The organism is Gammaproteobacteria bacterium (assembly GCA_029881255.1).
Lineage (GTDB): Bacteria > Pseudomonadota > Gammaproteobacteria > S012-40 > S012-40 > JAOUMY01.
Genome location: JAOUMY010000004.1, coordinates 339,639 through 366,181 on the forward strand (window position 1 = coordinate 339,639; position 26,543 = coordinate 366,181).

At 45.8% G+C, this 26,543-nt stretch carries 25 protein-coding genes and 1 pseudogene; 6 read left to right on the forward strand and 20 right to left on the reverse strand.

All coding sequences use genetic code 11. From position 1 onward, the window contains the following. Positions 1-313: 313 nt before the first annotated feature. Together OEZ43_10955 and OEZ43_10960 are read left to right on the forward strand one after the other, a co-directional pair. Entirely contained in the window at positions 314-1,786 is a 1,473-nt protein-coding gene (locus OEZ43_10955; protein MDH5546105.1) for an MFS transporter, read from the forward strand. Positions 1,787-1,859: 73 nt separating this feature from the next. After that, a complete protein-coding gene (locus tag OEZ43_10960) occupies positions 1,860-3,560 on the forward strand; it encodes a bifunctional protein-serine/threonine kinase/phosphatase (protein ID MDH5546106.1) in 1,701 nt (566 codons plus the stop codon). 14 nt (positions 3,561-3,574) lie between these two features. On the opposite strand, the gene OEZ43_10965 is transcribed toward OEZ43_10960, so the two are convergent. From OEZ43_10965 to OEZ43_10990, 6 genes are all read right to left on the reverse strand, one after another. After that, positions 3,575-4,627: a succinylglutamate desuccinylase/aspartoacylase family protein gene (locus OEZ43_10965; GenBank protein ID MDH5546107.1), complete on the reverse strand. Its 1,053-nt coding sequence runs from the start codon at positions 4,625-4,627 to the stop codon at positions 3,575-3,577. Between the two features lie 5 nt (positions 4,628-4,632). Then, complete coding sequence (gene rimK / locus OEZ43_10970; protein ID MDH5546108.1) at positions 4,633-5,538, reverse strand: 30S ribosomal protein S6--L-glutamate ligase; 906 nt, start codon at positions 5,536-5,538, stop codon at positions 4,633-4,635. 31 nt (positions 5,539-5,569) lie between these two features. Beyond that, positions 5,570-6,238, reverse strand: coding sequence for an ABC transporter ATP-binding protein (locus OEZ43_10975; GenBank protein MDH5546109.1), 669 nt, complete (start codon positions 6,236-6,238; stop codon positions 5,570-5,572). Continuing rightward, positions 6,238-7,482: an FtsX-like permease family protein gene (locus OEZ43_10980; protein MDH5546110.1), complete on the reverse strand. Its 1,245-nt coding sequence runs from the start codon at positions 7,480-7,482 to the stop codon at positions 6,238-6,240. Before OEZ43_10980 ends, OEZ43_10975 begins: the two co-directional genes overlap by 1 nt. A gap of 2 nt (positions 7,483-7,484) precedes the next feature. Continuing rightward, entirely contained in the window at positions 7,485-8,270 is a 786-nt protein-coding gene (locus OEZ43_10985; protein MDH5546111.1) for an efflux RND transporter periplasmic adaptor subunit, read from the reverse strand. 161 nt (positions 8,271-8,431) lie between these two features. Further along, positions 8,432-8,956 carry a Spy/CpxP family protein refolding chaperone gene (locus OEZ43_10990; protein MDH5546112.1) on the reverse strand — a complete coding sequence of 175 codons (525 nt, stop codon included), beginning with the start codon at positions 8,954-8,956 and terminating at the stop codon, positions 8,432-8,434. 451 nt (positions 8,957-9,407) lie between these two features. On the opposite strand from OEZ43_10990, the gene OEZ43_10995 reads away from it, so the two are divergent. Continuing rightward, positions 9,408-10,424 carry a hypothetical protein gene (locus tag OEZ43_10995; protein MDH5546113.1) on the forward strand — a complete coding sequence of 339 codons (1,017 nt, stop codon included), beginning with the start codon at positions 9,408-9,410 and terminating at the stop codon, positions 10,422-10,424. Between the two features lie 166 nt (positions 10,425-10,590). Here the strand turns inward: OEZ43_10995 and OEZ43_11000 are convergent, their stop codons facing one another. The 3 genes from OEZ43_11000 to OEZ43_11010 form a co-directional block, all read right to left on the reverse strand. Next, the gene (locus OEZ43_11000) at positions 10,591-11,142 is read right to left on the reverse strand and encodes a dihydrofolate reductase family protein (protein MDH5546114.1); all 552 of its coding nucleotides are present in this window, start codon (positions 11,140-11,142) and stop codon (positions 10,591-10,593) included. 31 nt (positions 11,143-11,173) lie between these two features. After that, positions 11,174-12,400: a beta-lactamase family protein gene (locus OEZ43_11005; protein MDH5546115.1), complete on the reverse strand. Its 1,227-nt coding sequence runs from the start codon at positions 12,398-12,400 to the stop codon at positions 11,174-11,176. Between the two features lie 76 nt (positions 12,401-12,476). Further along, complete coding sequence (locus tag OEZ43_11010) at positions 12,477-13,559, reverse strand: hypothetical protein (protein ID MDH5546116.1); 1,083 nt, start codon at positions 13,557-13,559, stop codon at positions 12,477-12,479. 560 nt (positions 13,560-14,119) lie between these two features. On the opposite strand from OEZ43_11010, the gene OEZ43_11015 reads away from it, so the two are divergent. Both OEZ43_11015 and OEZ43_11020 read left to right on the forward strand, forming a co-directional pair. After that, positions 14,120-14,953, forward strand: a complete 834-nt coding sequence (locus tag OEZ43_11015) for a phosphate/phosphite/phosphonate ABC transporter substrate-binding protein (GenBank protein ID MDH5546117.1) — start codon at positions 14,120-14,122, stop codon at positions 14,951-14,953. Between the two features lie 11 nt (positions 14,954-14,964). After that, entirely contained in the window at positions 14,965-17,406 is a 2,442-nt protein-coding gene (locus OEZ43_11020) for an EAL domain-containing protein (protein ID MDH5546118.1), read from the forward strand. 254 nt (positions 17,407-17,660) lie between these two features. On the opposite strand, the gene OEZ43_11025 is transcribed toward OEZ43_11020, so the two are convergent. From OEZ43_11025 to OEZ43_11040, 4 genes are all read right to left on the reverse strand, one after another. Beyond that, entirely contained in the window at positions 17,661-18,071 is a 411-nt protein-coding gene (locus OEZ43_11025) for a serine hydrolase (protein ID MDH5546119.1), read from the reverse strand. Further along, entirely contained in the window at positions 18,064-18,516 is a 453-nt protein-coding gene (locus tag OEZ43_11030; GenBank protein ID MDH5546120.1) for a hypothetical protein, read from the reverse strand. Before OEZ43_11030 ends, OEZ43_11025 begins: the two co-directional genes overlap by 8 nt. Next, positions 18,497-19,699, reverse strand: coding sequence for a hypothetical protein (locus OEZ43_11035; GenBank protein MDH5546121.1), 1,203 nt, complete (start codon positions 19,697-19,699; stop codon positions 18,497-18,499). The genes OEZ43_11030 and OEZ43_11035 overlap by 20 nt, the downstream gene beginning before the upstream one ends. Positions 19,700-19,843: 144 nt before the next feature. Further along, a complete protein-coding gene (locus OEZ43_11040) occupies positions 19,844-20,623 on the reverse strand; it encodes a phytanoyl-CoA dioxygenase family protein (GenBank protein ID MDH5546122.1) in 780 nt (259 codons plus the stop codon). Between the two features lie 620 nt (positions 20,624-21,243). Here OEZ43_11040 and OEZ43_11045 point away from each other — a divergent pair. Continuing rightward, the gene (locus OEZ43_11045; protein MDH5546123.1) at positions 21,244-22,809 is read left to right on the forward strand and encodes a hypothetical protein; all 1,566 of its coding nucleotides are present in this window, start codon (positions 21,244-21,246) and stop codon (positions 22,807-22,809) included. On the opposite strand, the gene OEZ43_11050 is transcribed toward OEZ43_11045, so the two are convergent. The 7 genes and pseudogenes from OEZ43_11050 to OEZ43_11080 all read right to left on the reverse strand — a co-directional run bounded on the left by OEZ43_11050 (position 22,810) and on the right by OEZ43_11080 (position 26,422). Then, positions 22,810-23,154: a hypothetical protein gene (locus tag OEZ43_11050; GenBank protein ID MDH5546124.1), complete on the reverse strand. Its 345-nt coding sequence runs from the start codon at positions 23,152-23,154 to the stop codon at positions 22,810-22,812. A gap of 29 nt (positions 23,155-23,183) precedes the next feature. Continuing rightward, entirely contained in the window at positions 23,184-23,585 is a 402-nt protein-coding gene (locus OEZ43_11055) for a nuclear transport factor 2 family protein (protein MDH5546125.1), read from the reverse strand. Between the two features lie 47 nt (positions 23,586-23,632). Then, complete coding sequence (locus tag OEZ43_11060; protein ID MDH5546126.1) at positions 23,633-23,890, reverse strand: cyclic nucleotide-binding domain-containing protein; 258 nt, start codon at positions 23,888-23,890, stop codon at positions 23,633-23,635. Between the two features lie 100 nt (positions 23,891-23,990). Then, on the reverse strand, positions 23,991-25,070 hold the full coding sequence (locus tag OEZ43_11065; protein MDH5546127.1) for a hypothetical protein: 1,080 nt from the start codon (positions 25,068-25,070) through the stop codon (positions 23,991-23,993). A 59-nt stretch (positions 25,071-25,129) separates the two neighbouring features. Continuing rightward, positions 25,130-25,558, reverse strand: coding sequence for a GNAT family N-acetyltransferase (locus OEZ43_11070; protein MDH5546128.1), 429 nt, complete (start codon positions 25,556-25,558; stop codon positions 25,130-25,132). Positions 25,559-25,716: 158 nt separating this feature from the next. Continuing rightward, positions 25,717-25,848 (reverse strand): annotated as a pseudogene (locus OEZ43_11075) (HTH domain-containing protein). Between the two features lie 10 nt (positions 25,849-25,858). Then, on the reverse strand, positions 25,859-26,422 hold the full coding sequence (locus tag OEZ43_11080; protein MDH5546129.1) for a TIGR02453 family protein: 564 nt from the start codon (positions 26,420-26,422) through the stop codon (positions 25,859-25,861). Positions 26,423-26,543 lie beyond the last annotated feature (121 nt).

Genomic DNA, 26,543 nt, shown 5'->3' on the forward strand with positions numbered 1-26,543 from the left:
CCGCGTATGCACCGACATGAACTTGTTGATTTCTGCCCTGCACCATATTGAGCCATTTTTCAAAACGCCACGGTCGCGATCTCACCAAGCAGTTTTTTGAATGACATTAGCGAAATAGAAATTCAGCCCAGCAATTTGCGCCTAAGCTGTGCTCTCTCTGTTAACTACAACTATTTTTGCACCGAGCTGGAGCGATAAAATGTAATACGAATTTCGTAATGTCACTTTTTACAAATGCAAACAGCCGCTTATCCAATTGGCATTACGCTTGCCATTCAACGCTCGGTGTTGCATAACGAGAAGAGTGAATGAAATGGCAAATACAAAACTGAATATCCTGAAACTGAGTGAACCAAACATACGCATTTTGCACTACACATGGTTTGCATTCTTTATGACTTTTGTTGTTTGGCTGGGGCTTGGGCCGATGATGCCATTTATAAAAGAGGCCCTGGCATTAACAGATCAACAGGCGAAAGTGTTGCTCATACTCAATGTCGCTATGACGATACCGGCTCGTATCATAATTGGTATGTTAGTCGACAAATACGGGCCGAAAATTATGTACACAACGATACTGGTGCTCGGTGGGCTTATCAGTATTGCATTTGCTTGGGCGGATAGTTATACCGAACTCGCCATCATGCGATTTCTATCTGGTTTCATTGGGGCCGGGTTTGTTGTTGGTATACGCATGATCGCCGAATGGTTTCCAGCCAGACAAACTGGCCTGGCCCAAGGCATTTATGGAGGCTGGGGAAATTTTGGCTCGGCTGGCGCGGCCATGACGCTTCCATTTATTGCGACAAGTTTGGGTGATAGTGAGGGCTGGCGCTATGCACTCACCTTTGCCAGCATCGCAGCGATTGCATATGGTCTGTTGTATTACACCAGAGTTAGCAACACGCCCAAAGGTTCGACGTATTTCAAGCCCAAAAAGACAGGCGCCATGGAAGTGACCAGTGGTGGCGATCTCGTCCTGTATATTCTGATGAACATTCCACTCTATATTGCACTAGGTATTCTCAGTTGGAAGCTTTCGCCTGCGCAAATGGGGCTGATCTCTGAAACGACTTGCTATGTCGTATACGCAGTACTTACCGCAATCTATCTGACTCAGGTGTGGAAGATCTGGAGCGTAAATAGTCATGTGTTGAAAGTACCCGTACCTGAAATGCATCGCTACAAGTTCAAACAAGTGGCTATTCTCGACTGGGCCTACCTGGTGACGTTCGGTACTGAGTTGGCAGTTGTCTCTATGCTCGCGATGTTTTACGTCAGTTGGTTCGATGTGCCAAAAGTAACCGCAGCATTGCTGGCCGGTATCTATCCGTTCATAAACCTGGTCGCTCGCCCTGGAGGTGGTTGGATTAGCGATCTCATTGGAAGACGGATAACATTGATTATTGTGTTTGTGGGCATCACAGGCAGTTTTCTTTCACTCGGCATGGTAACCAAGGAATGGCCTGTGTGGCTGGTAGTTGGAATCACTATTATTGGCGGTATATTCTCCAAGGCTGGGTCAGGGGCCGTATATGCCATGGTTCCTCTGGTGCAACGTCGCATGACTGGACAGATTGCAGGCATGGCAGGCGCTTTTGGAAATGTAGGCGCGGTATTGTTTTTGACGATGAATTCACTCGTCGACTATGATCAATTCTTTCTGTTTATTGGCTTGATCGCTGCGATCGTGTTGACGCTAATTGTATTATTCCTTGAGGAGCCGAAAGGACAGATGGTTGAAACTCTGCCTGACGGAACGATACAAATGATAGACGTAAAATAGACGAGATTCGCCAGATAGAGAAACCGGTCGAATAAATGCGCGACCGGTTTCTTTACGTATAGGAAACGCTGACTTGAAACCACACTTATCGATCATAGCCGGACAATATAGTGACAAGGGCATAAAGGAGTTCAACGAAGATAGTTGTGCTATTCGCGTCCCTGAAGAACCGCAACTGACCAACAAAGGAATTGTGGTTGCGATTGCCGATGGCGTCAGTAGTAGTTCGGCAGGCCGAGAAGCCAGTGAGGCCTGCGTCAAAGGTTTGGTTGTGGACTACTACAGTACTCCCGATTCCTGGACGGTGCGTACCTCAGCGCAAAAGGTTCTGGGTGCTATCAATCGCTGGCTTTACGGTCAAAGCCAGAAAGTCCAGTTTTATGGACAGGGCATGTTGACGACCTTGAGCACGATAATCATTAAGTCCTGTACGGCACATCTGTTTCATGTCGGTGACTCGCGTATCTATCGATTACGCGCCGGGCAGTTTGAACGTCTAACCCGAGATCATGTACGCTGGGGCAGCCAGGAAAAGAGTTTTCTCAGTCGTGCGATGGGCGCAGATATCAATATCGAAATCGACTGTCGTAGCATTGATATAGAAAAGGATGACGTCTTCTTACTTACCACCGATGGCGTGCACCAATTTTTACGCACGCAAACCATGGTTGATCTGTTACAGCAACATTTCGATAACCCCGAGCGCGCCAGTCGAGAGATAGTCAAGGCTGCCCTAGAAAACGGCAGTGACGATAACGTCACATGTCAGGTCTGTCGTATCGCGACGTTGCCCAATGAAGATCAACATTCTTTCTACAATAAACTGACCGAACTACCTTTTCCACCGGATCTCGAATCGGGAATGGTATTGGATGGCTTTAAAATTATTCGCGAAATTCATGCGAGTCAACGTACTCAAGTCTATTTAGCAGAAGACACACAGACTGGGGAGCAGTTAATCCTCAAGACACCGTCTGTGAACTATGAGGACAATCCGCTCTATATCGACAGCTTTCTCAATGAGGAATGGACAGGCAGACGCATCCATAGTCCACATATTTTGAAGATTCACAACAGCACCCGTCCTCGTCATTTTCTATATTATGTTACCGAATACATAGAGGGCCAGACCCTGCGTCAGTGGATGAACGATCATCCTAGACCTACACTACAGGAAGTTCGCACTTTACTTGCGCAATTAATCAAAGGCGTACGAGCGCTACAACGGATGGAGATGGTTCACCAGGATCTCAAACCGGAAAATATCATGATCGATAATCATGGCACACTAAAGATTGTCGATTTCGGCTCGACGCGTGTTGCAGGCATAGAGGAGATTCATAAACCTATACACGGTAAACCGGTATTGGGCACGATTAACTACTCCGCGCCTGAGCTGATCAAAGAGGAAATAGGAACTCACGCCAGCGATATCTTTTCGGTTGGCGTCATTGCCTATGAAATGATATGTGGGGCACTGCCTTATCAGAAGGCTTTTACGCCAAAGAATATGCATCAACAACGCTATATACCCTCAACTCAATTACGCGATGATATTCCGTTTTGGCTGGATGCGGCATTACAAAAAGTCACCGCAATCAAACCCCAGAATCGATACCACACACTGTCAGAGTTCTATCAGGATATCACTACGCCCAACCCGAACTTTACTGACGCAACTCTCCTTCCCTTGTTAGAGCGCAATCCCTTGTTGTTCTGGAAAACAGCAACCTTTATCTGTTTGTGTGTCATTATTTTTCTAATGGCAAAATAGACTAAGCCAGCGCATTAAATAATCGGGCTTTCTGGCGTAGGAAATGGCATCGGATCAGGAGAAAGAATTTCATTGAATTCATCGACCGTGGCTTCGGCTTCACGGACGTCTTCAAAGCGAGCAATGTGATAAAGTGCGTCGCCTTCGTTGACCAGTGGCAGATTGCTGCGACCAATAACGATTCCACCGAATGGGGCGGTAATCTGCGTTTCACGTTCCCCAAAGGGGTCAGCGACGACGCCAAGCAACGTGTCTTTCTTAACTCTTGCACCCAAGGGAATCATCGCGCGCAAAATTCCACTATCCGGCGCGCGAACCCATGAGCTAGAGTTTGCCACTACCGGTTCTATTATCGTTCTTGTCTTGCTCTTAGACGGCGGCAACATATCCAGTACTCGCATGACGTTGACCACGCCTTTTACACCAGCACGTATGGAAACTTCGTCAAAGCGTAAGGCCTCTCCTGCTTCATAAAGCAACATCGGGATACCATATTCCGTGGCAGCCATACGCAGGGAACCGTCGCGCAAAGAAGAATTAATAATGACCGGAACGCCAAACGCCTTAGCAAGTCTTTCAATTTCGCCAAATTCTAAATCTGCGCGCACCTGTGGCAGATTGACGCGGTGTATCGCGGCGGTGTGTATATCAATTCCGTGGGTGCTTTTGGCAACAATTTCCTGCATAACCAGATAGGCCAGTCGGTGCGCGAGCGAGCCTTTTTCTGACCCAGGAAAACAGCGGTTGAGATCGCGTCGATCGGGCAAATAGCGAGAGTGATTGATCAGCCCATGAACATTAACAATAGGCGCAGCGATCAGCGTGCCCTTGAGCTTCTTCAAAGAAGGTAGTTTCAACAGGCGACGAATGATCTCAACGCCATTGATTTCATCCCCGTGTATGGCAGCCGTGACAAATAGTCGCGGCCCACTTAGTTTGCCATTGATGACGTGTACAGGAATCGTCATCGGCGCGTGTGTATATAGGCGGCCTGCAGGAAGATCAACGGTGGTGGACGTTCCCGCTGGAATGTCCACGCCATGAATCGAAATTGCACCGTTTTTCACAGGAATTAACCTTTGCCGCGGGTTCGGGTTTTATGGGGTTTGGCATTCTTGACGATAAAATCGACTATCATCCCGGCGACATCTTTTCCTGTCGCTGTTTCGATTCCCTCCAAACCAGGCGATGAATTGACCTCCATCACCAGTGGTCCACGTTCGGATCGCAATACGTCTACACCGGCAACATTAAGTCCCATGATCTTCGCAGCGTGGACGGCTGTTGCACGTTCCGCAGGCGTAATCTTTACCAACGACGCTGACCCACCACGATGCAGATTGGATCGAAATTCGCCGGGTTGTGCCTGCCGCTTCATGGCAGCGACGACTTTATCACCTACCACCAGGCAACGGATGTCGGCTCCTCCGGCTTCTTTGATGTATTCCTGCACCATGATATTCACCTTTAAACCCATAAAGGCTTCGATAACACTCTCCGCTGCCTTTCGCGTTTCCGCCAATACCACGCCTATCCCCTGTGTGCCCTCTAATAACTTAATTACCAGCGGCGTGCCGCCGCACATTTTAATCAGGTCCTGGATATCATCGGGATCATGGGCAAAACCTGTGTTGGGCAGACCAACCCCTTTTCGAGCCAGCAACTGCAACGAACGAAGTTTATCCCGTGATCGGGTAACGGCTACGGATTCATTCAGCGGAAACGCACCCATCACCTCAAACTGGCGCAACACGGCGGTCGCGTAAAAAGTTATAGACGCGCCAATACGTGGAATGACGGCGTCAAACGTTGGTAAAACCTGCCCTTTGAAATGAATTTCCGGCTTACTCGACACGACATCCATATAACAACGCAGGGCATCCAGCACCATAACTTCATGGCCTCGTTGTTGGCATGCTTCTACCAAACGACGGGTAGAGTACAGCTTCTTGTTGCGAGACAATATGGCGATTTTCATCAAAATTTTCCTTGTATTAAGCTAACGCGCCCTAGATGGACGCTTTTTCCAAGCGTCCATCGTGCAAAAATACTTCCCGATTAGCCATGGAAGCGTATTCCGGTTCATGTGTTACCAGAATCAAGGTAGTGTGATTTTCCTCATTCGCCTGTTTCAGCATACCCATCACAATCTCGCCGTTTTTGGAATCGAGATTGCCCGTAGGCTCATCGGCAAATAAATATCGTGGCCGCATAATCAGGGCGCGAATAATAGCAACCCGTTGCTGTTCACCGCCAGACAATTGGGAAGGAAGTTTGTCGGTCTTACCTGCGATATCAAAACGCTCGAACAAGCTGAGTGCGTAATCGCGTTTTTTCTCATGTTGTTTGGTCTTTCTCGCCGGTAATAACACATTTTCAATAGCCGTGAGTTCTGGCAGCAAATAGTGAAACTGAAATACAAAACCCACCTGCTGATTTCTGAATTCATGCAATTGCTCGACGCCAATACTGGCCATGTCAACGCCGTCGATTAACAACCTGCCGCGACTCGGCAAATCCAGGGTGCTTAAAATATAGAGCAAGGTGCTTTTACCGGAACCCGACTTGCCCGAGATCGAAACAAATTCACCATCTGCCACGCTGAGAGAAATATCGTGCAGGATACGCGTGGGCGGGCTGCCGAATTCCTTAATGACATTTTCGCAAACGATCGTCATTAGACTTCCGACCTGATAATTTCAAGCGGTGTTAAACGGCTGGCAGCATGTGCCGGCAATATGCTGGCAAGCACAGCCGAAACGAAAGCAAGTAAAAAACCACTGAGATAGATAGACGGCGCATATGAGATGATGAGATGCCCTCCCATAGGGCCTTGTCTACCCAGTTCGATAGTGGATAGATACAGATTGATAAAATGTCCAAACAGCAAGCCAATTATGGCGCCTGTAATGCCCAGAATGATGCCCTGGGTAAGAAAAAGTTCCAGAATGTATTTTGGTGGATAGCCTATTGAGCGCAAAATGGCGATTTCACGCTTCTTCTGGCTAATCATGATACTGAGCACATTGTATATGCCAAACCCGGCGACAAGTAAGATAGCGAAAGTCACTGCCAGACGTACTATATCCTGAAACTTGAAAATCTCCATAAAATTGGCGTTGGCCTGTTCCCAACTTTCGACTTTGTCGGCGCTGGTCAAACCCCACGCAGCAGCCAGATCATGGGCCCGATTCATATCGACCAGATTTACCGCGATATCGCTGATACGCCCAGGTGTACGGTTGATAGCCTGAACATCACGCAAAGCGCCAAACATGATCGCATCATCGATACCTTTGATACCAAATTCGAGTACGCCGACAATTTTCAAAGGCCTGGGTTCAGAAAGACCGGATGAGGCGAGGATAGTGTCGCCCACTTTGAGCCCCAATTTATCCAGCATACCTTTACCCACAATGACCTTATGGCCGCCGCCACTCAGATCGAAAAGACTACCCTGCTTGATATATTCTTCTACCTTCATGACGCGACTGTGTAGCGCGGGAATGATACCCACCAGACTGGAAGGTAGCCTGGTCTTACCTTTGCTGATGATGACGCTCATCGCCAGACTCGGGGAGTACCCAAGCACTTCAGGGTCTTCGCGCAGCCGATCAAACCAACCTTGCGGATAGATGATGTGCGCTTCTTCACGCAGACCCGCTGGTGGAATCAGCCAGCGAACCCGTTCATCCTCACCGTAAAAACGGCGAGTCATCTCTCCTTGATCGATGATTTGTTCACGCGCGGAAATCTTGATGTGCGAGGTATTATTGAGTAGCCGTTCGGTGATGAAATCACGCATCCCCAGTTGCAATCCCGAGATCACGGTATACATCATGGTACCAAGACTGATACCAAGAAAGATAAGCGTGGTTTGCCGCTTACGAGACATCAGATGCCGAATTGCAAGAAAAAACACCGTTATCTTCTCTTTACGATGATTTGATCGCTTTGCTGCAAATCGCCTTCCGTGACTTCGGCCCAGTTTCCGTCCACGCCACCGATTGATACGGTTACGGTTTGCTTTTTACCATTGCGCAACACCTTCACTCGTCCATCGCTCACTGCGGCCAGGGGCACGAGTAGAGTATTATTTTTCTTACCCACTTCTATGGCGACATCTGCCGTCATGCCGGGTAAAACATTCTTGCTCAGATTATCAACATGAATATGCGCCAGAAATTCTTCATTACGTGAAAACAGCGCCGATACCGTGCCGTGCAACTGTTCCCCACGGATGCTCTCAAACAAAATTCGCACCGATTGCCCCTTTTGCACACGCAAGGCGCCTTGCTGCTCTAATGAAACCTCAATGTATTTACCAGACATACCTTCGAGACGAAGCAGTGTTTGTTGTGGGAATACCGACTGGGCTTCATGAAAAGCGATATAACTGACTACGCCGTCGAAGGGAGCCGCAAAACGCAAATTATCCTCAAGCTCGACCAGCATCTGGCCGCGCTTTACTTCATCTCCCTCGCGTACGTACAACTTTTTCACTGTTTTTATGATGGCAATTTTGACGTCATAAACCTCGTCGGTCTTGACCTTGCCCAGGCCATAAATCGACTCGGTAATGTCACCAAATTTCGGGTTGACATATTCGATCTCGACTTTCTGCAGCGAGAACCAGACGCCAATCCCCAATACAACAGCAATAAACAGGCTGGAGACCAGCAAGATATGGTGTTTGACGAATTCGATCACCGAGGAACCTCAGAACGTGGTGCGGGGATAAGTATTCTAACGCAAAAGCGTGTTTAAAACGTCAAGGATGAATCTGAATACCTAAAAAATTGAGAACGCAGCCGGCGGAGTGAATCTGCCCGGCTTAGGCGCCGGGCAGTTGAAAATCAGATAAGGTTTTGTTACTCGCTCCAGCCTTTGCCGTGATGGCCGCGTTTATTCCAGTATTCCTTGAACTGCGCCAATTGGTCGGCATTCAGGACATTCATGACATCGACGCGACTTTTACTGCGTATGATGATTTTTTGTGCTTTTAAATCACCCTGAGCCTTGGCCAAACGCTCTAGCTCTGCATCATTGATGCTTCCGCTATCAACCATGGCGCGAATTTGTTCGCGATTGCTCTTACTTTGTTCTTGTAGAGGCTTTAACTGAAGATCTGAGCGTTCGAAAATATCTTTGATCTGCGCCACTTGTTGGTCACTGAGTTTGAGATGGGTTTTCATTTTGGCGAGACGATCTTCTACTGACCAATCACCCTTCCAGCCATGTTCGCCGCCCCACTCTTTGCCTCCATGATGCCCGCTGCTATCTTGCCAGCCACCCATATCGTCGTGGGGATGGCCACTCTTGTCGCCGGCGTACACGGGACTTGTCGCAACAGCACTGGCGAGTAAGGCCGCCTGAAGAACTACAGAATATCGCATAACTAAATCTCCTGGTGAAAAGACAATAACTATGGGAAACCTTTTGCTTGGGCAGTGCCGTACCGGTACGAGTTCCCGATGACACGATGAATATTTGACAAGGCGCGATAGTGTAACACGTTGTCGTCATCAGATAGTTAGCAGAGAATTAGATTACTATTTTTCTTTAAACATATAGCATTAGTTTTAGCGGGTTTGCTATTGATATCATACAGATAATTATTTTCCTAATAGAAATCATGCTGCGTCGCGTATCGTGGTAATTAAAACTCAGACGATCCGCTTGTCACTGTATCAAAACAGAACAACAAAATTTTTTATCCGTCCCTATTAATTTACGCTATCAAACAATATGTATGTCCTTAGAAACGCTGGTATATTCCGGTTGCTGACTCAGGATGATAGTTAGTGTTTTTTGTAAATAGCAAAACATAAAGTTAGGAGATAATTGATGTCAGGAACAAAAAATAAACAACAACTGGTAAGACACGTTTCTTTTGCACTACTCAGTACGAGCATGGCAATTAGCGCTATGAGTGCAAACGCCGCACCTGTCTATAGTGAATGGTCCGAACCCACGAATGCTGGGGTGAACCTGAATTCCTCCGCGAGAGATGGATGTCAGTTCGTCACCGCAAACGGACTGAGTATGTATCTTGCGTCAGACCGTGCTGGTGGATTCGGCGGAATGGATTTATACGTCGCCAGACGCGCTAACGTAAACGATGACTGGCAGGCCCCGAAGTTATTAGGCGAAGGCATTAATTCTGCCTACTGGGAAATCTGCCCTACCCTCAGCCCAAATGAAAAAGTCCTGTTCTTTACCAGTGAAAGAGACGGCGGCTGTAATGACGCAGAAATTACTGACCCTTCAGGAACAAACAGCCTGAGACGCGATATCTATATGTCTACGCGTGATGACGTTAACGATGACTTCGGCTGGTCCGCGCCAGTACATCTTGGATGTAGCAGCAACGGTGGTTTCAATAGCGCAAAAGTCGACCAGGGCCCTTACTATCATGAAACGGCCACTGGCGACAATTACGTATACTTTTCGTCTAACAGAACGGGCGGCAAAGGCGGACATGATATCTATTCTGTGAAGTTAGGCAGCGATCAATCCCCGATCGTAGACACGATACAGGGAATTGATGCGGTAAACACCAGCAAGAATGACCATCGCCCCGCTTTGAGCAACAACGGTCTGGAATTGTATCTGGATAGTAATAGACGCGCTGATCTCGTCGGTGATCACATCTATGTTGCAACGCGTTTAAGCACAAATCACGCGTTCTCAGAGCCGACCGTAGTTGAAGCCATCGCAAATGGTTCAAAAGATGTTAACCGTCGTGTATCCCTGGCGAACGAAGATACTGAGCTCTATTACACCACTAATCGCACAGGTGGAAGCGGCAAAGTAGACGTCTGGGTTTCAACGAGAACCTCGAAGAAAAACGGCGCTAACTAAACTGCATCTGTATGTAAAAAGGGCTGGTAACGCTGCCAGCCCTTTTTTCTTTAATACTATTCTATGCCAAACCGAATTATAGAACCCGGTAATGGAATCGACGCTTTCTGAGAAATCCATTCGCCATGAAGTGGCGGAGCGATAGAAATGATTGTCACATTAAGACCTATACCTGTTTTCGCACCGTATACCGACTTTGGACAAAACCATTATCAGAACTGGCGGAAGTAATAAGATTTAACTCAATTTGGTGATGTACATTTTCAAAAAGACGTATACCTTCGCCAAGCAAAATTGGGATATGAGTGACGGTGAGCTCGTCGATTAAATCCGCATTTAGAAATCCCTGTATTGTTTTACCGCCATCAATATACAAATGACGATAACCCTGCTGTGCTAAAACAGATACCAGGCTCGGCGGTGGAAGATTATAGATCTGAACTTTGTCCTTTAGTTCGTCAGGAACGAGGAAGGAATGACTGGTAAGCACAATAACCGGAATATCTTCGTAAGGCCAGAAACCAAATGTACGCACTTTTTCATAAGAGTTTCGGCCCATGACAATGGCGTCAATGTCCGCAACAAAGTCTTCATATTGCAGTCCATTCATTTTGGACTCGGCATATTTCGGATTGTGTAACCATTCGATATCGCCGTCTGGTCTGGCGATATAACCGTCTACACTCGTGGCAATATATACTGAACACTTTACTCGCATATTCAATCCTTAGCATAGCGACATATAGGCACTATGGGGTAAGAAATTCACCATCGACTTTTTCCATCACCGTTTTGTGATCCCGATGCGTGGTGTTCACCAATAATACCGATGCAATACCCGCCTCGGGGTATACACGTAACTCCGAAATATAGCCAAACGCGCTACCTTCATGAAAATAGAAAGGTGTAACGCCTTTGTTGTTATAAAACCAGGAACGCGCGTTGTGCGTGGAATTGAGCAAAGTGGAGTTCCATTCACCCTGTAGCTTGAAAAATTCTGACTTCATTTTCACTGAAAGTGTCTTAGGGTTTGCAGCCAACATGTCCTGTACAAACAGAGCCGTTGAAGGTGCATTAGTAATCAGACCACCGTGAGCGGGAAAATTAAAATACCAATGCTCCTTATACGTTATCCATCCATCTACTTTTTCTTGCGTTAAATTATCGATCAACATACCAATGAGCATACCGATTAACGAAAACCGACGGGCGTATCCTTTAGAGTCGGCTTCAAACTTGTCGAATGTGAAGTCTGTCCCGGTTTCCATGCCCAGAGGTTTGAGTATATTGTCGACCACGTATGTTTCATAGGAAACTCCACTCACTTTTCTAATCAATTCTCCTAGCAAGGCATAACCCAGATTGCTGTACTTCACATCGCTTCCAGGTTCGAATTTTAGCTTGGGATTTTTATTAAGTGTTTCGGTGAGCATCGCCTTAAGATCCAGCTTCCCATGCTCATGGTCTGGGTGCACATACATTTTACCTATCATGGCGTCTGGGATACCGGCACGATGACCGAGCACTTGCCCTATGGTTACCGACTTATATGGAATGTCCGGCAAATATTTGCTGAGTAAATCGTCAAGTTGAATTTTGTTTTGATCGACCAGTTGTAACACTGCCACAGCCGTAAAAAGTTTCGTCGCGGAGTAAAGCATCATCGGCGTTTGCATGCTCATCGCCGGACCATTTACCACTGCCCTACCGCTGGCATATTCAAACAAGACTTTCTCTTCATTGAGTACGATGTATTGAATACCCGGCGTCATTCCCGATTCGACTACGCCATCAAGATATGTCTTGATCCTTTGTTCCCGGTCGACGTCCGAGCCCTGGTGCATAGTTGGAAGGCCCGAGCAGGAACACAATACCAATGCGACTGACGAAACCAATAAGGTAATTTTGGAGGTGCCTCGAAAAAATAATGACAAGCTGGTGCCAACAAAAAGAATACACCGGAAAGAAAACAACATAAACAGGCCCCCTAACTGCTCAATAGTAGACTCAAATTATACATAAATGAGGCTTGCTAATCTCTCGATAGACGACTTACTGAACGGCCAAATCAGGCTGAGTATATATTTCCCGTAAATAGCGGCAATCATCCTGAAGTAGCTTACCAAGAAATGTTGTTATTTGCTCGTTGCCCAGTCTTGGGTAGGAACTCAACGCTACGCGATAGTCGGGCAGCTGATAGAGAAATGCAGCCAGGTCACGCGTTCCATCACCAGTCGCGCCATAACCCAGTTTGTCCAGCATTGAAGCATTGAGAATCTGTTCGAACTGCCCTTTCATGGGCAAGGCAAACATAGGCACGCCCAGATACAAACTCTCCGTCATGAGTGTAAATCCAGCCGTCGCCACTACAGCCTTTGCACGTCGCAAATCCTCGAGAAAACCGTCGCTACTAAACGACTTGTATAACAGGTTTCCATGTCGTTCGCCTTTGTTATACCCATAGACGACGAATTGCTCGCGTGTAAATCCCGCCAGCGTACTCAAAAGTGATTCGTAGCCTGAGGTCACATATACCAGTATGTTTGCGCCGGGCTCGGGTTTCAGTGCTAATACTTCGCTACGTAATATCGGCGGAAATACATAACTCGTGTTATTTCGCAGCTCCCCTTCATGAAAACTGGTAATCAAGGACACCGTCGGACGAGGGACCATGGCACGGATTATCGCCTCAGTGACAATCGCATCCTTGCGATGCTGTTCCTCGAACTCGTAGGTCATATAGCGCATTCGATGTTGATTATCGATTGTAATAAGCGGCAGTCCGTAATAATTGGCGAGATATGCCGTCGTCGGCTCAAAATCGGTGATGACGCAGTCAGGCGCAAACTGTTTAAAAAGTGTCTTTCGAACCCGCCTAAAACTCTTGATGCCGTCAGGGACCGACCGCAGATTTTCAAGAAGCGTTATTAATGGCGAAACCTTGTTATTCTTGCTGACGATTTTTAACCCGGCGACCTCGGTTACATCGAAATCGTCTTTTAGATTTCGGTAGCCACGATCATAACTGACGACACGGACCTCGTGTCCCTGCGCAAGTAAATACCTGAGAATCTCTCTCGCCCTTGAGGAATGTCCTGATCCCTCACCCGATACCCCGTAGACTATTTTAGCCATCTCTTACCTTTCTTTTTAACCAGGTTATTTTTAAATGGCGACAATTGTAAGCAACTTTGTACACGAATGAATGACGAAAAACGCTCCCAGACAAACGAGATCGGTTTAGTACAAGGCTCTTTTTTGAGTCTGGTTCGGAAGTGGCAGCAATCATGTTTCCAGGTTTGGTGTATCGATCCGCAGTTAGCGCAGTATTCATCTAGGGCGACAAGGTCATCTCAGGCAATGGCAAATACGCTAAAACATTTGATGAATTTAAACTATTTCTATATATTTACACAGGCTTTACTCTGGGAACTGGAAGTCCGCAGCCATATTAATCCAAGAATTCCACTCTGGCTCGTTTTCCTCAGGCAATTTTGCCTGTCCTCTCCCTCAGCACCTGAAAGTAGTCCCGTGCTATATAACAAGAAATTAGGCAGTTATCTTTAACACTAGAGTTTTTGCTTTAAGAGCACATAGCCGTGGTTATGTCTGCATATATGAGACTGTGCTAATAGACGGCGCTATATGTGCTGATAAATAGTGTAGTTGATGAAATACATGGGAAGTAAAAATCAATGCATAGTTTTTTAAAATACCTGCTGCTTACGTCCATCGTTTTTTTCTCCGTTGCGTCAAATGCCAAGGCCTCCTCTGTCCGGCAGGGCGAAGATGGTCTGGTGTTCGGGCTATTGCCCTTTATGAGCCCTATCTCATTATTCAAACGCTTTGCCCCCTTGCGGGACTACATCATGCAAAATGCGAATGAAGAAATCGTCTTTGAGACCGCCAATGGTTTTGACGAATTCGTTGCCAGAACCAAGAAAAAACAGTACGACATCATTCTCACGGCGCCCCACTTCGTCAACTCCGCTATTGATACCGGACACTATAAATTATTAGCCACGTTTAAATCCCCTTTGTCGGCCAATATACTGGTGCGAGGAAATAGTGAGATACGGGACGTCAAGGATTTGCGCGGAAAAAAAATCGGCCATGCGCCTGAGACGGCGTTTATTCCGGTTATTGGTCGAAAATATCTGGACAAGGTCGGCTTGAAAGGTGAGAAAGCGCCGGTATATAAATCCTATCGTACCCATAATGCTGCCTACCATGCCTTGACTGCCGGAGAAATTGAGGCCGCTATCATCGGCCCCTATCTGGTGAAGAATGCCATTGAAAAAGATGGCCTAAGATTGATAGCCAAAAGCAATGATTTTCCTTCGATTGCGGTTTTGGGTTCCAAACGCGTATCTACAACAACATTAGACAAAATAAGCAAAACGCTTATCGGCATGGAAAATACGCCTGAAGGCTCGCTTGCACTAACCCAAATGTCCTGTCCGGGTTTCCGAGAAGCGTCCAACACGGAGTTTAATGTTCTTCGCACCTATTTGTCATCGTTGGACTAGAAGACCAAAAAATGAACTTATTTAAGCCCAATCTTGCGTTGCGCATGGTCCTGGTGATTGTCGGTATTGAGATTATTATGCTTTCTTTACTGGTGTGGAATAGCGTACGCCTTATTAGCTCCAGTCATGCGGAGTTATTCGAAAGAACGGTGACCGAAGAGACATTCCTGCTAGCCGATTCACTTGCCACCGGCTTGACCTTTCGTGACAGAGCTATCTTAAAAGATGTCCTTTTTCTACTTAAAGACAAAGAGAATCTTGTTTATGCACAAGTGACTGACAGGACCGATGCTATATCCGCCACGATCGGTAACCCTCCACACAACGCTCTACCCGATACTAGCTACAAACAGGCACTGAAAGACGGAATTTATGACGTCGAACATCGGGTCGAATTGGGAAATCAGTTTCTCGGCACGTTAAAGGCCGGTTTCTCAATCGAAGAAGTTGAGAAATTGACCAATGAAACGCGATTGCAGAACGCGACTATTGCACTATTGATGCTCGTACTCTCCATACTTGTTACGGTGGCAACCGGCGTCTATCTAATGCGTCGTTTCGACATCCTCAACGCCGGTGCGCTGGCCCTTAAAAGCGGGAATCTTGAACATCGCATCCCTGTAAAAACGAATGACGAAATCGGTGACCTTGCTGATACTTTTAATCAGTTGGCCGAACACCTGGAGAATACTCAGGCTGAACTACAAAAAGAGCATCAGGCACTTGAGGAAAAGACCCGACATCTGCATACCTTGCTCAACGGCGTAAACGCGGTCATCTTCGAGGCCAATGCGCGAAATATTGGTTTCCGATTTGTCAGCAACGAAGCCGCCTGTCTGCTGAAGTATCCAATTGACGCGTGGTATGAAGACAAATTCTGGATGAATCAAATATATGAAGAAGATCTTGATCGGGTTTATAGCCAGTGGCTAGAGTGCGCGCAACCCGCAGGAAGATGCACTCAAGACTATCGCGTGTTTGACTCTGAAGGCGAATTACTCTGGATTAGACATATCGCCAACTTTGAAGAAAACAGCGATGGAGTGTTGATAGCACGCGGCTTGCTCATCGATATCACTGAAGAGAAGCATAATGCGGATCATATATCCTACCTGGCCACGCATGATTCACTTACTGGTTTGATAAATCGACACCAGTTTTTTCAAGAAATAAAAACGCAAGTACAGATGGCAAACCGCTATGGTCATCAGAGTGCCTTGCTTTTTATTGACCTCGATCAGTTCAAATATATCAATGACACCTTTGGACACTTTGCCGGTGATGAATGTTTGATACAAGTGGCAAAAACCTTACATGCCTCTATCCGCATGTCAGACATATTGTGTCGCTTGGGTGGCGACGAATTCGCCATCATTTTGCCTATCGTTAAGCATGGAGAGGCGGAAGAATTCGCTCATTTGCTACTCCAGCGCCTGAACGAAAAGAAGATCACATATAGTGGCCATCATTCCTATATCAGTGCAAGCATAGGTATTGTGCTTTTTCCATTGCATGGCAAGAATCCCGATGATTTATTGGCCAAGGCCGATCTGGCGATGTATAACGCAAAGAATCTTGGTCGTAATCGCTATTTCTCCTATCGGGATGATTCCGGCGAAGATAATTTTATGGAGAAAAAGATACACTGGGCCACGGAAATTAAAAGCGCGTTGTCGGAAGACAGGTTTAGACTACACTATCAACCTATAATTGATTTACAAACAGACTCACTATCTCATTACGAAGTTTTGTTACGCATGCTTGATCGAAATGGAAACATCATAGAACCATCGGACTTTATAGATGTTGCCGAACGATTTGGCCTGATTTACGACATCGATAAATGGGTCATCGAAAACGCCATACGGATGCAAAACTATCTTAATATCGCTGGCCACAGCCCGGCGTTCGCCATCAACCTGTCTGGCTTCTTTTTTGGGTCTGAAGAATGCTTGCGTTACGTTAGAAAACAAATCGAGTTATACCGCATAGATCCGACAAAATTAATTTTTGAAGTTACAGAAACTGTCGCATTAAGAGACTTGGAAAAAGCTACTACTTTTATTGATTCTTTGCGTAAACTGGGATGCCGATTTGCGCTGGATGATTTTGGGGTTGGATTTGCTTCATTCCAATATTTAAAAAATCTGACGATAGACTATATAAAAATTGATGGTCATTTCATACGAGATTTACACATTGAACCGCAGGATCTGGTCTTCGTGAAGGCGATACTCACTGTCGCCCAAAGCCTGGGCATAGAGACTATTGCAGAATTCGTCGATAATCATCTAATCACCGCAAAATTAAAAGATATCGGCGTGGAAAAGGGACAAGGCTATCATTGGTCTCCGCCTAGAGAGCTTCATGAATTCTATGATGCATCATTTTTTTCTTACGCCGACAAGCGTATCTCTACAGCGAAGCCAAAAAACTTACTCATGGTTGACTAAGAAGAGAAGGATTGTAGGTATCGTCGCTTTCACAATGTAAATCGTCGGGTATGAACAATAAATCTGCAACACAAAGATGCCGCAACCGCGACAGAGCGTCATAGGTTGTGGTTTGGGTTTGTTATGCTAATCAGTGATTTTGCCGATGAAGGCCGACCTCATGGGCGACGGGAAAACAAATCAAACTGTCGATAACTTCACCATGTAGTCGCTAGCGTTACCTATTCAAGCAATATTTAGACACTTCGAATCTGCTAAAAGCGCCAGATCAGTTGCAATGTCGCACCTGCCTGGTCGTTTACGAACCCAATTTTGTCTTTAAAGGGCTTGGCGCTGGCCCTTGCATAGAATACATCCACTCGAAAGCTGACATAGTCATCAATCTTGTAGGTGGGAGAAATCGCCACTCTATTGTTTCGTGCTCCGCTAGCCTTGAGAATAATACCACCCAGCATATTGACGCCGGCGGTGCAGTAGGCATAGTGCTCACCAAGGGTATAAATCATTTTTTGTTCTAACAAAAAACGATACCAATCGCGCTCACGATACATTCGCGACTCATTTCCTGCCGATGTGCCGCTGTGATCATTACAGTCCAGGCCTGTGTTCATATTCAGCAAGTGGTACAACTGAATATCGTCTTTTTCAGCGACCCAGTTATCCAAACGGCTCGTTTTTGAAATAAGGGGTAACTTTGGCGTATTCGTCTTCGATGAAGTTCTCTTGAATAGCAATTCCAGCCAACAACGAGGTAATGCTTTTAGTAGCGGAGCGCATATCGTGCTTAGTCGAAATATCATAGGCACTAAAATATTCTTCCAATATCAGACGACCGCTTTTAAACACCAATACACTGTCGATTTTTCCGTAGTGGTCTCGAAGCCGATTCCTGACCATTTCCGCCAAGGTGTCTTCTGCTGCGCCGACATCTGTAATTGTGGCGACAGCGATTCCGTCATTGAGTTGCACAGGAACTTGATAGGTATAATCCTCGGGAGAAATGTTTTGGTATTCCGTTTCGCTACAAGCGCAAAAGAACAGAAGGTTTACAAACAATACGCAGCGATATAAAAAAGGATTCAAAATGTGTTTACCAGTAAAACGTCCCATTCACCAACAATCCGAACTCCCTATCCAGTCGACGGCCAACGATATAGCCTGTGTCTTTCCAGTGTAGATCTGCCGAAATATCAAAGCGCGAATTTACATGATACGTTGGGCTTAGCGTTAACATAATCCCTTTGCCAAACACATCCTGATCCCAGGCATCCACGCTGCCACCAATGCTCAGTTTGTTAACGTCCACAATACGCGGCACGTACAAACCGATTCCCCTATTTTTAAACGGTCTACCCATTTTCATATAGAAAGCCGCATAATGTTGCCGCCATTTCAGATGCTGCGTGAGATAGACTTCATAGCCGATTGCCCCAGGATTGAACCGCGTGGTATACGCCCAGGAAAAATCGCCGCGTGTGACCAACCAAGGATTTCCGATACGTGAAGGTTGTTTAAGATCGACTACCATACCTTCGAAACTTTTATACGTCATCGGATCGACGAGTATCGTTGCTAAATTGGTCCAGAATATTTCGCGGTAGAGACGAGTGATGGTCGGGTCAACACTCCCGTCAGCACGAACTCTGGGGCGATTAGCATAGTGTTGAAACAATAGTTTGGTGTAGTCGGCCGGATCGCCATACGTCTCTTCCCACATATCACGACTTTCCGGATCATTTGGCGCAATCAGCAAGGTGTAGATAGGAAAAAACATGGTCTGTATAAAACTATGGATCATGTCGACATCATCGCGATAACCTGTTTCAAAATACAGACGTTCATGTTGCCAACGCATCAGGGTATTGATTTCGAAACCGCCGGCAGACATTAAGGTTTGTTGGGCCGGTGGCGCGTCAGGGGCCTGAACCATACGCGCCAGCGGAAAGGGAAAACGATATTCGTCTATGACGAAATCGCCACCGGCCTGATTCGCTCTTACCCAATGCCCCATATCATGAGGCCACATGGAAAAGTTAAACGTCCAGAAAAAATTCCAGACGCCGCCGAACCATGGCTGTACTGGTTCAGGCAGGGTATCGACAAAACCGTCCCAATAGACATCATAGGCAAATTTGTGAAGGAATATTCCACCACTGGCGGCTATGCGCGAGTCCTGCAATGTTGGCGCGATACTTAAGCGATAGTCGCGTCGGGTGTCGCTCAATTCATCGGCATAAATTGGTTGGGCACAAAACAGCGCTATCAAGAGCGCATACTGAAAGAATCTGGTCATCCATGAATACCTGAGTTTTTTACTGAAGCAGGTGTCTACTACCTGCAAGACAACTCCCCCTTTATGTTAATCCATTTCTGCGGGGTAAATCTGCAAATTTGATTCAGGATGAAGAGGAAATTTTCTGTAGCTGAAGTGTGTTTTTTATTCCGCGGGCAAGCGAAGCCTGCGACCTGAGCCATTGCCAGGATATACGAAGTGATTTGCGCCGGGATAAGCGTAACCGTTTATCAGTACTCGGCGAGAGGTATTTGAATTATTTTCGAAGCTTGCATGTGCGGTATAAGGACCAAAAAACAACACTGACCCCGCTGACGCCGTTACCGTTACGATGTCGCTTTCATCGAATTCAGCAGGCCAGTTCGGTGTATATTCGCGATCATAATCATGCGCGCCAAAATCCACCTTGCCCCATTTTGAGCTGCCTTTCACGAACATGAGAGGACCGTTTTTGCTGGTCATATCGTCAACGCACAGCGCCGTTTGTACATAACTACCCTTGCCATTGACATCTTCCCAGGTACCTGGCCCGCGTTCACGATGGATGATGTCCTGGTGCCAATCGAAGCGCACGCCATCGCCAGGGCGTTTGAAATGGGCCTGGTTTAGTAGATGGTCAGCACTGTCCGACCCCAAGAGTTGCAACGCAGGCCCCAAAATTCGCGGGTCTGCACCGACTTTTAATAAATCCGGCTGACAACCACCGGCCCACACCACGCGCTTTATGATGACCTCGTCACCGTCGTTCCCCAGCACAAAATAGGAACCATCCGAGTTCTGTGTCGTTTGCAGCTTGCGCGCGCGTACGAGGAGATCGTCGAAACAATTGCGCATCACGTTCAACTCTTCGAGAGTAAAAAGGTCAGGAATAGCGATCCAGCCTATATCTGAAAAATCGCGGATCTGTTGTGGTGTAAGTTTCATTCCAAGCTTATCGACAGAGTTGACTATTTCCTTGAAAACATGGCGCGAACTGTCCAAGTGGCGGCATAATACCCGGTCTTTTCGAGCTTTCCCTTATAATCCTTATGATAATTAATGGGACAACATTCTGGCAATGGCAGTGAATACATTTTCTCCGCGACATTCAGTTTTGTATTGTCCTGTATCCGCTACCTTCAGCCAACCAATAGTCGCCTGGAGAGTAAAAGCACAACGTCTGTTTATCCGAAATATGCCTCCATCAGAACCCGGTTTTATTACGAATAATTCAGCAAGAGGACAAGAAAATGTGGAATAAAGAGACAAAAAATCGAGTACCTGGGAATTGTTAGCCACCTACGCATTGGCAGGATACTTCGTGAAGTGATTTGCTGTATACACCCTATGGGCGAAATAACATGGAATTTGTTGAAGGTTGTACGTGATTTGCCTCGCAATTTCCCATATAACAACCGATTTCTATCCAAAAAATAATAGAGAGAGAGGAGAACATGGAGGAATCTCGAAGCCGTATCCTGCTTGGTGCAGTCGGTGTGTTGGCCTTGGCGCTCGGACTGGTATTTTATCTGGTCTTTAGGGAATACAATCCGCTTACCCAAACCATGAATACGCAGATAGGCTGGCTATCTCCTCAGCCAGACGATACGGCATATCTTCTCGCCAGTTTTCCATCCCTGATACACGTGCTCAGTTTTTCACTACTTTCCTACCTCTTTTTAAGCCAACGCCCCCTTAATTTGTATTTTTCTGTGTTGTTTTGGGTTTTGGTAAATATATGCTGGGAGCTTGGTCAAGCTATTCATATTATTCCCGGCGTATTTGATTTCATGGATATAATTTATGTCTTGTTAGGAGGAATACTCGCAATATCGCTAGGATCGAAGACAATTTCTGCGAAACCTGGTAGAGCTCAGTATTCTAAAAATCGAGTAGGCATACTTCCTTTCTTTCAACCCGTAATTATTGGCTTTGGCGCTTGGTCCTTGCTTGCCTGCGCTCACCTCTCGCATTCCTATTACCCGAAATATCTGAGCTATGAAGAATTGCGTAAACCGCTAATAATAGAAGCAGGTCGAGAGGTTCGTGAGAACAGTTTAGTTATCGCGTATTACAATTACATTTTCATTGGTGAGCGTTACGAGGGGGTTCATGTTTTCGACAACACAGAACCGGCTTTACCCGAGTATATCGGATTTCTGCCGATACCAGGCAATACTGAATTTGTCATTGATGGCGATTACCTCTATGCCAATAGTTTCATCGATTTAGTAAAAATCGATATCGGTGATAAGAATAGTCTACACATCGCTGATCGTCTTCAAAACGTATTTCCATACGATAGCCACCATATGATAGGTCAAAAAGTTGTTCTATACCGACATGACGAAAACAACGGCGTTGTCGTAGATATAATTCCGTTGAGCAGTTCCCCACCAGATAATGAACCTGAGACAAGAACTCCGGGCTTAGAAATAGGCAATTTCGCTATACACGATAAGTCCCTTTATTTTTTACTTGTGGAGGCAATGGCCAACCACCCTCAGAACAATCAACATCTAGACAAAATTTCTATAAGTTCATTTCTTCTTGGTTCTCGGCAAGAAATATTTAGACCTGAAGGTACCAGAATTTCGAATTTGCGTTCTTATGACGAGCACATGGTCTTAGACTTGGACAACGGAGATTCTAAATACATATATTCGGCAGAAGGAAACGCGGATGTATTCGACTTGAATTTTCCAGTACCTTCACTCAAACGTACGCTGCAAGAAGATTATCTTTTTCTCATTAAAGAGGACCCCGACAGCGATCCAATATCTTATATGACCGAAATCTATCGGTATAGTCACCTTCAAACACCGGAATTACTCGGTACTACCTCAGAAATTTTCAATGGCAAAGTGAAAATCATCGCTAATCTACTTTTTCATTGCGGAACAACCGGTCTTAGCAGTTATGACGTATCCTCCTATGACGCCATTGTTCTACGACAAACAATTTCAGAATCGGAATGTCGAGATTTTTGGGTTTACAGAGATAAACTAATTATTAACACCGGAAAAGCAGTTACGACTTTTAAATTGAACGATGATTTTGCTGATATCTCGGGAAGTATTCTGCTCATCGCACCCGAAGCAAGAAATTTTAAGGAGAATTCATTTTACTAGTCACGAAACTGAATGTTTTGCATAACTGTCCCTATCCATATCGATAATCTCTACCGTAACTACCGCGACAGATAGAGACAATTGCACGACACCGTTGAGAATTGCATCAGCTAACGCCTTTCTATTACTCGCATCCCTACCCGACTTGATTCGCGCCTGAATATGAACATATGGCTTGTCTTCCAGCCCATTGGTGAATTGGCAAAAAGGATAGGCGCGTGTCCGCACGTGGCTTTTTTCGAATAGACCACTGTCAGTTACACTTTGGTGTATCGTTCTCAGCAGTTTTGCAACATCGTCTTTTGATAGCGCGGACTCGGTATATTCAGCAATAATGTGTGGCACCTAGACTCCCTCAGTTCTGGTTAGGCTAATTATTTCGCAATGTTTTGCGTATTAAACACAAGTATCGTATCAACGATTTTTCCCTGGTTACAGCGAAAATGTTGTGAAATGAGATTTTCTTTATAGGTGTAAAACACAGTGACCTCATTGTCTTCCGCCACTATCGATAGAATAGAAGCCTCTGGGTCGGCTTCCAAATTACCTTCCAAGGATTCGAGATATGCGGTTCTCGTATCGAATTCGAACAACGGCCCCTTGAGGTGAAAGTTCTCTGACAATAACGTTTCTAGCCCCGCGAGATCGGCGTTGCAAAAACTTTCGATAAACGATTTCGTTAGTGTTCTTGCGTCCAATGTAATACCTACGGAAGAGCGACCGGATACCCCATCCAAGTCCGAGGGACGTGCACGCGTATTTCGGAGTCTCGGCACTTTTTTCCGGGGTATTCAAGACAATGTTCCGAGGACTGGTTTTTACTTTAACTAACCGGCATAAGCAGATCATGCTCAATGAAGAACTCGGTATTAATTTCTTCACCGTCATTGATGTTATAGCTGCGCACACAACCTTGCAGAACTAGAAACCTATTCCTAGCCTGCTCACCCTCTCTAAGCAAGATCGTGCCCTTGGGATATTCTCGTATATCGCTTTGCTCATGGATGATCTGAATTTCATCGTCTGAAAAAGTCGTAAACTGCGACAGAAATTGAACGAGTTGGTCGGTTGACTTTGGCATGGCGATCAGATATTAGCTTATAAGTGAAAAACGGAACAATACAGCAGCATATGCCTATTTATCCGCATACTTGTCGTTGAAGACAAACCATTCTTTTGAATTACAATGTCTGCACACCAATTTTAAATACCAACGCTCCGAGTGGTGAAAATGTAGTGTAACTTGATGCTTCCATTGACGCCGTCAACATAAAGTTTTTCAAAAATCGTTTTTTATATCCCGACTCTACGAACGCCGAAACAACGCTGACTGAATCATATACTGTTTGAGTTGAAAAAGCGCAACACGACGACGTACCCAAACTTTTTTCAAATACATCTATACCGGCGCCGTATTTAAGATACCAACCTTCAAACCTATGGTGTATAGATTTGTATAGACGCCAGGACTCCACTGTTCGAAATATGTCATAGCTAGTCGGATTTCCCAATAAGTCAACACTCTCTCCTCTTTTTGCCCAATCGATCGGCGACATGGAACGAAATGACAGACCTAGGGTGACGGAGTTGTTATAACGATATTCTGCTGAAAACGATACTCCCTGCAGGAGAACCTTGGCTTTCTTTAAATCAAGACCGCTAGACAATTCGTAAGCAGGAAAATAGCTACCACCCAGAATAGTTTCTACACCTATTCCGAATTGATTCCGCGATTGTTTTGAATGGAAGGTTTCAATGTCAGGAAAATCAACCAAAGTTATATTTTCGTCTGTGTAGCCATCAAAAATATATTCCGTTTTATGGCCAACGATTGCTCCCCCCACACTACCGAAGAGCGCGCAAAATACTGGTACCAGTGTAAGATTAAAAAGCTTGGTACCGGTGTCTGCATTTCGAAACTCCGGGTCGCTATTGACTAAGGCTCCAAGTGCCAAACATGTCGTTGCACCACCGATAGCTCCGATTCTTGCCCCCTCGGCGTGACTAAATTGAAAAACATCTTCAATATAGTGCCTAGGAATTTCGACTGATTTACCAGTTTCGCGACTAGTCGCGGTGACGCCTTCGGAGTTGAGTTTAGGATCAAATACGTCGACTCGTTGATCATCAGTTAATGTAACAGTGGCTTGACCAAGCAATTGAAGTTGATCTCCAGGTCTGAGAATTTGCGTTATTCCACATCCGGAGGATAAGACAACTAACAAACCGACTACAATTAGGACTGGTAATTTTCTTTTCATATTCTTGCGCTTTTCTTATTTTAAATCTACTTCTAAACCCTAGGTGGGTTCACTGCTTTTTATACAAAGGAAATATGCTTTGCAAAATGAAGACTGGTTTTCTGCATACCCTCACGCTCGTAAAAACGATGAGCCTCTATTCGTTGAACTCCAGAATCCAAATGAAATTGTATACACCCGTTTTGCTTCGCATAGTCTGCCAGCCAATCTAACAAGACTTTGCCATAACCCTTCGAGCGATCGCTTTCCAAAGTCACCAAATCTTCGACATAGAGATATTGTTTCCAGGCTAGACTTTCACCCACACGGAAGCCGGTAACCGCGACAGGACTGCCAGAAACTTCCAAGTATGCCAGCATAAAGCCGCGTTGTTGTAGCGCGCGAATCTTGGCGACAAACTCCAACTCCACTAAATCAGGGCGTAGTTCTTTCATCACTGGGAAACAGGCGAGTATTTCGGAATCGGTAGCTGCCAGCCTTATGTTCACACTAAACCTTTTTCTACATTTTTCGTTAGATAGGGCTTGCTACTCTATGTTAATTATTCAGTATTTTCAATTCCCCTAAGGGAATACTTTGTACGATTTTATCTCCTCCAGCGCATCATTATCACCATCCACCCCCAGCTCCACAAAAAATCCTTCCGGGAAAGATCCTGGATGTCGCGATAGATGGTGCGTTCGGAGACTTCTAATTCATCGGCAATCGCACGCGCGGTGATCGCGCGATCATGGCGTAGCAATTGTACTATCTGGAAAAGTCTATCCGCGCGGCGCATATTTAGACCTTTAAAACCTCAGTTCCAGCGCCTTGCATAAAAACTCCATATACGTCGATGCCTCCTGAAAACTATCGACAACACGAGATTTGAAATCCTTGGCACACACAGCCTTGTCAGAAATATTGCTAATCGCAATGAAATCCTTGCGCTTGAGGTCTTCGATTAAGGGATGCTCTTTATCAAATCCACGCGGCGGGTTCTTTAATGCTTCACCGGACATCTTATATTTTTTGTTAAATCCCTTATCCGTTTTTGCCCGTTTCCATTTATCCGGTTTTTCTACAATCGCATCACGAATCTTACCCAGGCTAGGCGCGTCTGGTCGCCAAATGCCAACGCCGAGAAAACATTCACCAGGTTCGATATGCACATAGTATCCAGGCGCATGTACGTCTTTGCCGCGCTCGTGTCGAAACTGAATGCCGACATTGGTTTTATACGGGCGCTTGTCTTTACCAAAACGTACATCACGATGTACGCGCATTAAAGAGCCCCCCACTTTCTTAGGTATCGCAAAAAAGTGGGGAGATATAAAACCCAGCTCGGTGGCAATATCATCGATAAAGCGCAAGGCTGGTGTACGCGTAAGCTTCCCCAAAAAGTAGACAAGTCAAAAGTAGAGAATTCTGGCAAACTAGACCCAGGAGGCTCTAATGAAGAAGTCAAAATTTACAGAAACACAAATTGTATCG

Bases quoted from the DNA above. Each gene is read 5' to 3' on its own strand.
- OEZ43_11015 (MDH5546117.1), top strand. From the start codon at position 14,120: ATGCATAGTTTTTTAAAATACCTGCTGCTTACGTCCATCGTTTTTTTC.
- OEZ43_11040 (MDH5546122.1), bottom strand. From the start codon at position 20,623: ATGAAACTTACACCACAACAGATCCGCGATTTTTCAGATATAGGCTGG.
- OEZ43_11045 (MDH5546123.1), top strand. From the start codon at position 21,244: ATGAATACGCAGATAGGCTGGCTATCTCCTCAGCCAGACGATACGGCA.
- OEZ43_11020 (MDH5546118.1), top strand. From the start codon at position 14,965: ATGAACTTATTTAAGCCCAATCTTGCGTTGCGCATGGTCCTGGTGATT.
- OEZ43_11065 (MDH5546127.1), bottom strand. From the start codon at position 25,070: ATGAAAAGAAAATTACCAGTCCTAATTGTAGTCGGTTTGTTAGTTGTC.
- OEZ43_10975 (MDH5546109.1), bottom strand. From the start codon at position 6,238: ATGACGATCGTTTGCGAAAATGTCATTAAGGAATTCGGCAGCCCGCCC.
- OEZ43_10990 (MDH5546112.1), bottom strand. From the start codon at position 8,956: ATGCGATATTCTGTAGTTCTTCAGGCGGCCTTACTCGCCAGTGCTGTT.
- rimK (MDH5546108.1), bottom strand. From the start codon at position 5,538: ATGAAAATCGCCATATTGTCTCGCAACAAGAAGCTGTACTCTACCCGT.
- OEZ43_10995 (MDH5546113.1), top strand. From the start codon at position 9,408: ATGTCAGGAACAAAAAATAAACAACAACTGGTAAGACACGTTTCTTTT.
- OEZ43_11035 (MDH5546121.1), bottom strand. From the start codon at position 19,699: ATGACCAGATTCTTTCAGTATGCGCTCTTGATAGCGCTGTTTTGTGCC.
- OEZ43_11010 (MDH5546116.1), bottom strand. From the start codon at position 13,559: ATGGCTAAAATAGTCTACGGGGTATCGGGTGAGGGATCAGGACATTCC.
- OEZ43_10955 (MDH5546105.1), top strand. From the start codon at position 314: ATGGCAAATACAAAACTGAATATCCTGAAACTGAGTGAACCAAACATA.
- OEZ43_11005 (MDH5546115.1), bottom strand. From the start codon at position 12,400: ATGTTGTTTTCTTTCCGGTGTATTCTTTTTGTTGGCACCAGCTTGTCA.
- OEZ43_11000 (MDH5546114.1), bottom strand. From the start codon at position 11,142: ATGCGAGTAAAGTGTTCAGTATATATTGCCACGAGTGTAGACGGTTAT.
- OEZ43_11030 (MDH5546120.1), bottom strand. From the start codon at position 18,516: ATGGGACGTTTTACTGGTAAACACATTTTGAATCCTTTTTTATATCGC.
- OEZ43_11060 (MDH5546126.1), bottom strand. From the start codon at position 23,890: ATGCCAAAGTCAACCGACCAACTCGTTCAATTTCTGTCGCAGTTTACG.